Origin of the sequence: Cellulophaga sp. BC115SP (genome assembly GCF_009905545.1) — a bacterium.
Taxonomy (GTDB): domain Bacteria; phylum Bacteroidota; class Bacteroidia; order Cytophagales; family Spirosomataceae; genus Flectobacillus; species Flectobacillus rivi.
Genome location: NZ_JAAALB010000003.1, coordinates 338225 through 345340 on the forward strand (window position 1 = coordinate 338225; position 7116 = coordinate 345340).

Here is a 7116-nt window from a genome sequence, read left to right on the forward strand (position 1 = left end):
AATGGTTGTTTAGATGGATTTATAGAATCCATTATTGTTACTATTTGATTAATAAATTGGATATAATTGAAAATTTTCACGAAGTTCCTGCTTAATTTATTAATGGAATAATCGCTGAGTCTCAATTTAAAATCAATCTGTCTCAATGTTTATTTTTGTAAAAAAACAGTAATTACATAGGGATATATTTACAAAAGTTGCTGTACAAGCATCCTTTAATACTATCATTATTTAGAAAGAATTAGGTGAAAAATATTCTCATTACGATTTGTGGTTTACTCTTTAGTATAGCTTGTGCAGGGCAGGATGTTCGGTATTACTTCAAAAGCTATAAGGTTTCAGATGGGTTGTCGGGCAATGCCACTCGTGATATTATTCAAGATAAAAAGGGTTTTATTTGGATTGCCAGTCGTAATGGGTTGAATCGATTTGACGGAAATACATTCAAAATCTTCAGAAACAAACATGGTGACTCTACTAGCCTTGGCGATGATGCGGTATCGTCTATATATGAGGCTCAAGATGAAAAACTATGGATAGGAACACATAAGGGTATATACATTTACAACCCCCTTACAGAACGATTTACGGCTTTCAAATTAATTCCTCCAGGTGAGGTTCGGATGTTGAGAGGCGATTATAACGGAGGTATTTGGATTATCGCTGATCATCAATTGTATCGGTATAATCAAAAAACAGGTAAAGTTCAGACTTTTGGTTGGGCAGGTTATACCGTCTCTATTCATGTTTCAGAGGCACGGAAAGTTTGGATTGCTAGTGGTAATGGTACAATCAGCTATTACAATGCTCAAAAAGGAGATTTTACCTCGTATGATTTTTCAAAATTAACAGGAGGAAGAGAGATATTCACCGATATGATTCTTCATACAGTTTCAGATACAACCTTGTTGGTCGGAAACATGAAAAAACTATGGTTATACAATTATAAGGCTGGAAAAGTTGTTGATATTTCTAAAAATGCCGCTCAAAAAGATGGCATTCATGTTTATTCCATCTTGCAGAATAATGGTAAGTTGTGGCTTGGTACAGAATCAGGGCTTTTTATTTTAGACCTCAAAAAACTTCAGTTTAAACATATCCAAAAAGAAAAATACAATCCCTATTCCATTACTGATAATATTATCAACGGGATTTTCAAGGATAAAGAAGATGGAATATGGCTTAGCACTCAGTTTGGAGGTGTAAATTACTATTCTTCCGAATTCAATCGTTTCAAAAAGTATTTTCCTTTACCTAACAATAGTATCAGCGGAAGTCTGATTCACGAAATTTGTATGGACCAGTACGGCAAACTCTGGATTGGTACAGAAGATGCTGGGCTCAATCAACTGGATTTGAAAACAGGTAAAATCAAATCTTTCCTGCCTGATGGTAAAAAAGGAAGTATTACCTACCGAAATTTGCATGGCTTAGTAGCCGATGGCGACCGCCTATGGATAGGTACCTACGAGCATGGACTCGATGTAATGGATTTGAAAACCAATAAAGTAATTCGGCATTATTCGAGAGAATCCCCTCGATCATTTGGGAGTAATTTTATTGTCACACTGTACAGAACTCGCGAGGGAGATATTTTGGTAGGTACATGGTCTGGTTTGTATAAATACAATCGAGATACCGACGATTTTACAAGAATGGAGTTCTTTAATACTCAAATCCAGAGTATTCATCAAGACGCACAAGGTACACTTTGGGCTTCTAGTTATGGGAACGGCGTCTTTTATTATAATCCTATCACCAACAAAAAAGGCAGAATTCAATACGTGGCAGGTAACAAAAATGGACTACTTGACAACTATGTTAACAGCCTTTTCCAGAGTAAAAATGGCGATTTTTGGTTTTGTACCGAACATGGACTTTCGAGATACAACCCAATTTTAGGGAAATTTAAAAACTATCGTACCGAGGATGGACTACTAGATAATCAGGTTTTTAGAGTGGTGGAAGATGATAAAGGAAACTGTTGGGTCTCTACATCCAGAGGCTTGTCCATGCTCAACCTAAAAACAGATAAATTCTCCAATTATACAGAAGCAAATGGGCTTCCTAGCGAACAGTTCAATTATAATTCTTCTTGCAAGAGCGCAGATGGCACCTTGTTTTTTGGTACAGTAGCTGGGATGATTAGCTTCAAACCCGAATCTTTTATCAAAAATACCTACATTCCTGCCGTGTATATCACTGGTATTAGAGCCAACGGTAAAGAGTTAAGTATAGCCGATAAGGAAGCATCAATTACCCAATCACCCATTTACACTGATAAAATTAAACTTCCCTACGACCGCTCCAACCTGAGTTTTGATGTAGCGCTACTCAGTTATGTTATTCCCAAAATGAATAGTTTTCAGTATCAAATGCAGGGCTTAGATAACCAGTGGTATAGCTTGTCGAGTCAGCGTAAAATATCTTTTTCCAAACTCCAACCCGGTCATTATGTGTTAAGGATTAAAGGAGCGAACAACGATAATGTTTGGAGTATCCAAGAAACAAAACTCAGTATCGACATTATGCCACCTTGGTGGGCTTCTGGCTGGGCTTATGTGTCTTATTTTGTTCTATTCTGTACAATTGCCGTTGTGCTATTTAGGTACTATCACTTAGCAATTAGTGAAAAAAATAAAAGAGAAATAGAGACTATCCAGATTGGTAAAGAACGAGAAATTTATAATGCCAAAATTGACTTTTTTACGAATGTTGCCCACGAAATCAAAACACCATTAACATTAATCAAAATGCCATTAGATAAACTACTATCTGATAAGAACACCAATCCAGAAACATTTGATAATTTGAATATGATTAAAAAGAATACCAATCGCCTCATCGACCTTACTAATCAATTATTAGATTTCCGAAAAGCAGAAGCAAATAACTTTAGTTTGAATTTCACCAAAACCGACATCAACGAGTTACTCAATGAGGTGTTTACGATCTTCAAGCCAGCAGCAGAACAGAAAAAACTAAACTATAAAATTGAGCTGCCTAGAATAACCCTACATGCCTATGTCGATATCGAGGCCTGTAAAAAGATTATTAGCAATCTAATCAATAATGCTGTTAAATATGCCGACACTTCGGTGAAAGTAAAGCTCCTGCCATTTAGTAGCGATGATTTACTTTTTCACATTGAGTTTACCAATGACGGTTTTATTATTGATCATGAAAGTAAAGAAAAAATCTTCGAACCTTTCTTTCGACTAAAAGTCAATCAAAAACAAGAAGGAACTGGCATAGGGCTTCCGTTGGCACGTTCGCTTGCCGAATTGCACAAAGGAAAGGTTGAAGTTCATCTGCGTAATGAGCAACAAAATACTTTTCTGTTGTCGCTTCCCATTCATCAAGACTACGAGATGGATTTGAAGGGTAATCAAGAAGATGCTCAAACCGAGATATTCACTAACGAAGTCGTCGATGCCGACGATACAGGCAAACCTGTGATTTTGATTGTGGAGGATAATGTCGAAATTCTTAACTACTTGAGTCGCGAGCTAAGTGCATCTTATCATGTTATGCGTGCTTTGGATGGCGTACAGGCCATTGAAATATTAGAGCAGGAAAATGTTCATTTGGTTATTAGCGATATTATGATGCCCGTAATGGATGGTATCGAGCTTTGTAAAAAAATAAAAACAGATGTGCAATTCAGCCACATTCCGATTATATTTTTAACGGCAAAAAGTTCGATTAATTCCAGAATAGAAGGTCTGGAAGTAGGGGCAGATGCTTATATCGAAAAACCTTTTTCGCTAGAACACCTAGCGGCACAAATTACAAACCTGATTAATAACCGAAATATTATTAAGGAATACTTTGCACGCTCACCGCTGACGCATATAAAAGGTATTGCTTTTTCAACAGCCGATAAGCAGTTTTTGGAACAGCTCCATGCTATTATTGCCGACCGCATTGCAGATAGTAATCTGGATGTAGATTTGCTTTCATCGTTGATGAACATGAGCCGACCTACGCTTTATCGAAAAATTAAAGGAATATCTGACTTAAAGCCTAATGAGTTAATTAATTTATCTCGACTAAAAAAAGCAGCTGAGTTACTAGCTGAAAACAAATATAAAATTAACGAGATTGCAGACATGGTAGGATATAATATCCCCACCAATTTTTCGAGAGACTTTCAAAAACAGTTTGGTATTACACCTTCTGCCTATGTGAGTAAACTTCAAAGTGAGAACATGCAATAAGGCTTAAAATGACAGTACTTGTATTGAGTTGGGTTTATTTTTTTTGTTTTTATTGAAAATGAGATAGTTATGTTTTTTGTTCTGGTGGATAAATTATAAAAATTTTCTAAGTTTTTATAAAATAGGGGTTGATATGACACAAGCTGCTCTCTGTATTTTTTCAATACTACCTAAATCTTTACATCAAAAAATAACCCTTTCCATCATTTTTTTCATTGACATTTATCACCGACTCTTTGTGAGGAATGTTACAGAAGAGCGTGGAGGACTGGACTAATTTTGTTCTATCAAATTTCAAACAGGAAAACATTATTTAACCAACTGAAAGTCATGAAAGTAGAACAAATTTATACAGGATGTTTAGCTGAAGCAGCGTACTATATTGAGTCAGCGGGAGAGGTTGCTATCATTGATCCACTTCGCGAATCAAAACCTTATATCGAGCGTGCCGAGAAAGATAATGCGCAAATCAAATATGTTTTTGAAACGCACTTTCATGCTGATTTTGTTTCGGGACATATCGACCTTTCTAACAAAACGGGCGCCACTATTATATTTGGTCCAACTGCTCAACCCGCCTATCCAGCATACATCGCTGAGGATGGCGAAGAGTTTAAAGTAGGTAATATCAAAATCAAGGTTTTGCATACCCCAGGTCATACCATGGAGTCGTCTTCGTTTTTGTTGATTGATGAAAATGGAAAAGAAAATGCCATCTTCTCTGGAGATACACTTTTTATTGGAGATGTGGGTCGTCCTGACTTAGCCGTAAAATCTGACCTTACACAAGAAGATTTGGCTGGGTTATTATATGAAAGTCTTCAAAACAAAATTTTGACTTTGCCCGACGATGTTATTGTGTACCCAGGGCACGGAGCGGGTTCGGCTTGTGGCAAAAACATGAGTAAAGAAACGACCGATCGATTGGGCAATCAAAAGCGTTTTAATTATGCATTACAGGCAAAATCAAAAGAGCAGTTTGTCAAAGAAGTACTCACAGGATTAGTAACACCACCTCAGTATTTTCCTAAAAATGCTGTAATGAATAAAATGGGTTATGCCAATGTCGATGAGGTAATAGCCAAAGGAACGCAAGCGCTTAGTCCCGCAGCATTTGAAGCGGCTAGTAACGAAGAAAATGCCCTTGTGTTGGATGTTCGTGCTGCCAAAGATTTTGCCAAAGGTTTTATTCCAAATGCAATTAATATCGGTCTGGAAGGTCAGTTTGCTTCGTGGGTAGGTACTTTGATTACCGATTTACAACAACCTATTTTGTTGATAACTGAAGAAGGAAATGAGGAGGAAGCAGTCTTACGTTTATCGCGTGTGGGTTACGACAATTGTATTGGCTATTTAAAAGGAGGCTTCGAAGCTTGGGCTGCCGAAGGTCGTGAGATAGATACCGTAAATACTATTTCGGCAGAAGATTTTGTAGAGAAATTTAGTAAAGATAATACTCTCAAAGCCATAGATGTACGCCGTAAAAGCGAGTATGATTCTGAGCATGTGGTGGGAATAGAGAATGCTCCTTTAGATTTCTTGAATAATTACATGGCTAGTATCGATCGTGATGCTACTACTTATGTGCACTGTGCAGGAGGTTATCGCTCTATGGTGGCCATTTCTATCTTGAAAGCTAGAGGATTTGAAAATCTTATTGATGTTACAGGTGGATTTAGTGCTATCAAAGCAACTAATAAATTGAAGCTCACAGACTATGTCTGTCCTAGCACACTTTTGTAATTGAGTAAATGGATGGGTTGTGATTGATTATTTTAGAGAATATGTCATCCGTAGAGACGCAATGAATTGCGTCTCTACAAATTCAATCACAACTCATTTAATTATTTGAGTCTTTCCCAGAACTCATCTACTTTTTCTGGAGAGATACCAGCTACCAATCCGCCTTTGATATTGAGATAACCTCCGTCACTTTTGACAAATTCTACTACGCTTTGTAAGTTGACGAGATAGGACTTATGTGTTCTAAAAAAATAGGGAACATGAGAAAGTATTTCTTCGAAATGCTTTAGATTGCGACTTGCTAAAATTCTAGTTCCATCTTGCAGATATAGTTCACTGTAGGAGCCTTCACCTTTGATCATCAGAATGTCTGATGGACTCAGCAGCTTGTAGTTTTGACCGTTGGGTACAATGATTCTTTTTTCTTCCCAAGATTTCGATACATTCAAATTGTTCTGTAAAGCCTTTAATTGTTGACTTTGTGATTGTTCCCTTTTGCGACTAAACCTTTCGACCGCCTCTATCAGCTGGGTATGTTGTATTGGTTTGAGAAGATAGTCAATCGCCGAAAACTTAAAAGCTTGAAGCGCATATTCATTATAAGCAGTGGTGAAAATGATACCAAAGTTCACTTCTTCTTCATCAAAAAAATCCAACAATTCGAGACCACTATGCCCAGGCATTTCGATGTCAAGAAAAATAAGATCAGGTTTATACTTTTTGATAGCTTTGATTCCTGAAGGTAGGTCATTACACAAGGCCTCTACACTTACCTTGGGACAATATTGCTCAACGATTGCATTGAGTAATACTCTCGCTTTGGGTTCGTCGTCTATGATTATACTTTTTATGTTGCTCATGAGGGTATTTGTTAGTGAACAGGGACAAAGGCACAGAGGCACAAAGTGTTTTTTAGGGTTGAGGGGTGAGGGGATAGGGTTTAGTGAACAGGCACAGAGGCACAAAGTGTTTTTTTAGGGTTTAGGGTGAGGAGATAAGGTTTAGTTTTTTTGAAAAAAAGCAAAAAAAGTTTGTGAAAACCGAGTAGATAAGGCTGAGGTCGATTTTTTTTTCTAATTGCCTATTGCCTATTGCCTATTGCCTATTGCCTATTGCCTATTGCCTATTGCCTATTGCCTATTGCCTATTGCCT

At 37.2% G+C, this 7116-nt stretch carries 3 protein-coding genes; 2 read left to right on the forward strand and 1 reads right to left on the reverse strand.

Features of this window, described 5'->3' with window-relative positions:
* The first annotated feature begins 245 nt into the window (after window positions 1-245).
* Complete coding sequence (locus GVN22_RS04360; RefSeq protein ID WP_166549823.1) at window positions 246-4220, forward strand: hybrid sensor histidine kinase/response regulator transcription factor; 3975 nt, start codon at window positions 246-248, stop codon at window positions 4218-4220.
* A gap of 330 nt (window positions 4221-4550) precedes the next feature.
* Complete coding sequence (locus tag GVN22_RS04365) at window positions 4551-5963, forward strand: rhodanese-like domain-containing protein (protein ID WP_166549824.1); 1413 nt, start codon at window positions 4551-4553, stop codon at window positions 5961-5963.
* Window positions 5964-6064: 101 nt separating this feature from the next.
* On the opposite strand, the gene GVN22_RS04370 is transcribed toward GVN22_RS04365, so the two are convergent.
* Window positions 6065-6823 (reverse strand): LytTR family DNA-binding domain-containing protein, encoded by a 759-nt coding sequence (locus GVN22_RS04370; protein WP_166549825.1) that lies wholly within the window; start codon window positions 6821-6823, stop codon window positions 6065-6067.
* Between the last annotated feature and the right edge of the window lie 293 nt (window positions 6824-7116).

What these genes read in the sequence shown, in the direction of transcription:
- GVN22_RS04370 (WP_166549825.1), bottom strand. Translation starts at nt 6,823, where the DNA reads ATGAGCAACATAAAAAGTATAATCATAGACGACGAACCCAAAGCGAGA.
- GVN22_RS04365 (WP_166549824.1), top strand. Translation starts at nt 4,551, where the DNA reads ATGAAAGTAGAACAAATTTATACAGGATGTTTAGCTGAAGCAGCGTAC.